2 protein-coding genes are annotated in these 2,449 nt (G+C 69.5%); both read right to left on the reverse strand.

The features are described 5' to 3' along the window. Positions 1 to 1,025: PLP-dependent cysteine synthase family protein (locus V7E09_RS15195; RefSeq protein WP_324523685.1), on the reverse strand; the 1,025-nt coding region annotated here is incomplete at its 3' end. Positions 1,026 to 1,144: 119 nt separating this feature from the next. Then, positions 1,145 to 2,449, reverse strand: a 1,305-nt coding sequence (locus tag V7E09_RS15200) for a family 2A encapsulin nanocompartment cargo protein cysteine desulfurase (RefSeq protein ID WP_324523686.1), incomplete at its 5' end; no start/stop codon positions are given.

The following is a 2,449-nucleotide window of genomic DNA, read 5'->3' on the forward strand; positions in this document are numbered from 1 at the left end:
GGGCCCGTCTTGGCGAACTGGAAAGCGGCCTCCAGGTGCTGGGCGAACGGGTTCGCCGGTGGGATCGCCACCGGCTCTTCGGCCGGGAACAGCGCGGGCAGGTGCTTCCGGAAGGAGGAGAGGTACTTCCACGCGTTGTCGGGGAAGATCACCACGGCGACGACGCCTGGCTCATCGGGCACGGCGCGCAGGGCGCCCGCCAGGGCCAGGCCGCAACTCGGGCCCGCGATCAGGCTCTCCTCCAGGTGCAGCCGCTGGCACACCCCGTACGCCTCGTCGTCGCCCACCTCCAGGACGGCGTCGTACTCGTCGGGGACGAAGAAGTCGGTCAGCGCCAGCGCGCGCAGGCTGCGGACGCCGGGAATGTCGTGGCCCTGGGTGGGGTGGACGCCGATCACTTGGACGTCCGGGTTCTGTTCCTTGAGGTAGCGGCCCGTCCCGGTGATGGTGCCGCAGGTGCCCAGCGCGGCCACGAAGTGGGTCACCGTGCCCTGGGTCTGACGCCAGATCTCGGGGCCGGTCGTCTTGTAGTGGGCCTCCGGGTTGGCCGGGTTGGCGTACTGGTTGAGCTCCCGCCAGCCGGGACGCTGCCCCAGCTCTTCCGCCTTCGCCATGGCGCCCTCGGGCTGGCCCGGCATCGGACACAGGTCGTCGTCGAGTTCGACCAGGTCGGTGCCGAACAGCCGCAGAGCCGTCCGCTTCTCCAGGGGGATCGCCTTCGACAGGGTTGCCGAGAACCCGTAGTCGCGGGCGTTGGAGACCATCGCCAGCCCGATGCCGGTGTTGCCCGAGGTCGGCTCCACCAGGTTCTCCAGGTGCTCGCCGCGCTCCTCGGCGTCCCCGATCAGGTTGGCCGCCACCCGGTCCTTCACCGCACCGAAGGGGTTGTACCACTCGAGCTTGGCGTAGACGCGCGCGTGCTGAAACCCGGTGATGCGCTGCAACGCGACGATCGGCGTCGGATTGTCGGCGTCCGGCAGCAGATCGAGGATCGAGTCGTAGGCGCGAAGGCTGTGATCGGACATGGTGACCCTTTCGGATGCGAAGCCAGACAAGAGTTCAACGTGGGGCTGTTCAGGGGGAAGGCCTGCGCGCCGTCACCGTGCCGGGAGGCGGCGCGCCGGCCTGTTGTACTCAGCGGGCGTCAGGGCGTGGCAGCCGTCTGCTCGCTGAGATCATGGACGGCGTCGAGGAACACATCGATCTCCTCGGCCGTGTTGTAGAAGGCGAACGAAGGCCGCACGGTCTTCTCCACGCCCAGGCGACGCAGGATCGGCTGCGCGCAGTGATGCCCGGCCCGCACCGCGATGCCGCGCTCGTTCAGCGCTGTGCCGACCGTCTCCGGTTCGTGCCCGGCCAGCACGAACGACAGGACGCTCGCCTTGTCGGTGGCCGTCCCGATGAGCCGGACACCGGGGATGGCGGCCAGTTTCGGGGTGGCGTACTCCAGCAGGGAGTGCTCGTAGGCGGCGATCCGTTCGATCCCCACCTCGTTGACGTACCGCAGCGCCGCAGCGAGCCCGACGGCGTCCGCGATGTTGCCGGTGCCCGCCTCGTACTTGTTCGGCGGCCCCTGGTAGATGCTGCGCTCGATCGTCACGTCGGCGATCATGTTGCCGCCGCCCTGCCAGGCCGGGGTCTCCTCCCACACCCGCTCGGAGATGAACACCGCGCCGATGCCGGTCGGGCCGAACACCTTGTGCCCAGAGAACACGAAGAAGTCCGCGTCCAAGCTCTGCAGGTCGACGCCCAGGTGCGGCACCGACTGGGCGCCGTCGATCAGCACCCGTGCTCCCGCCCGGTGGGCGAGCGCGGTCAGGGTCTGCACCGGGTTCACCGTGCCCGTCGCGTTGGCGACCTGGGTGGCCGCCACCAGCTTCGTCCGGGGGTCCAGCAGGGCGGTGAACGCGTCCAGCAGCAGGTTGCCCCGATCATCGACGGGTGCCACCTTCAGCACGGCGCCCGTCTGCTGGGCGACGATCTGCCACGGGACGATGTTGGCGTGATGCTCCAGGTTGGTGATGAGGATCTCGTCACCGGCCCGCAGGTTCGCCCGCCCCCACGACTGCGCCACCAGGTTGATGCCCTCGGTGGCGCCCCGCACGAACACGATCTCCTCGCTGCGTCCGGCGCCCAGGAAGTCGCGCACGGTCTCGCGGGCGTCCTCGTAGGCGTCGGTCGCCCGGGCGGCCAGTTCGTGGGCGGCCCGGTGAATGTTGGAGTTCTCGTGCGCGTAGAAGTACGCCAGCCGGTCGATGACCGCCTGCGGCTTCTGCGTGGTGGCCGCGTTGTCGAACCAGATCAGCGGCCGCCCGTGCACCTGTTCGGACAGGATCGGGAAGTCCTTGCGGATGCTCCCGACGTCGAAGACCTCCCGCGAGCCCAATGTCCCGGCAGGCAGGCCGCCGGAACGACGCGCGTCGCCCAGATCGAACAGGTCGTCGCGCGG

The sequence above is a fragment of the Propioniciclava sp. genome (genome assembly GCF_036744435.1).
Classification (GTDB): domain Bacteria; phylum Actinomycetota; class Actinomycetes; order Propionibacteriales; family Propionibacteriaceae; genus Propioniciclava.